Origin of the sequence: Bacillus cereus group sp. BfR-BA-01441 (genome assembly GCF_022663075.1) — a bacterium.
GTDB lineage: Bacteria > Bacillota > Bacilli > Bacillales > Bacillaceae_G > Bacillus_A > Bacillus_A cereus.
Genome location: NZ_JAKUEU010000442.1, coordinates 1 through 217, shown reverse-complemented (window position 1 = coordinate 217; position 217 = coordinate 1). Strand labels below are relative to the sequence as shown.

Sequence of the window (217 nt, the reverse complement as noted above, 5' to 3'; positions counted from 1 at the left end):
CCTAAAGAAGAGGCAAAAATCAAAGAAGAAGTAAAAGTTAAAGAAGAAGAGAAAGTGCAAGAAATAGCAAAGGCTAAAGAAGAAGAAAAAGCGCAAGAAATAGCAAAAGCTAAAGAAGAAGAGAAAGCGCAAGAAATAGCAAAAGCTAAAGAAGAAGAGAAAGCGCAAGAAATAGCAAAAGCTAAAGAAGAAGAGAAAGCAAGAGAAATAGCAAAAG

At 34.1% G+C, this 217-nt stretch carries 1 protein-coding gene; it reads left to right on the top strand.

The annotated features are described in order from the left end of the window. Positions 1 to 217, top strand: a 217-nt coding sequence (locus MR107_RS32155) for a hypothetical protein (RefSeq protein ID WP_242293236.1), incomplete at both ends; no start/stop codon positions are given.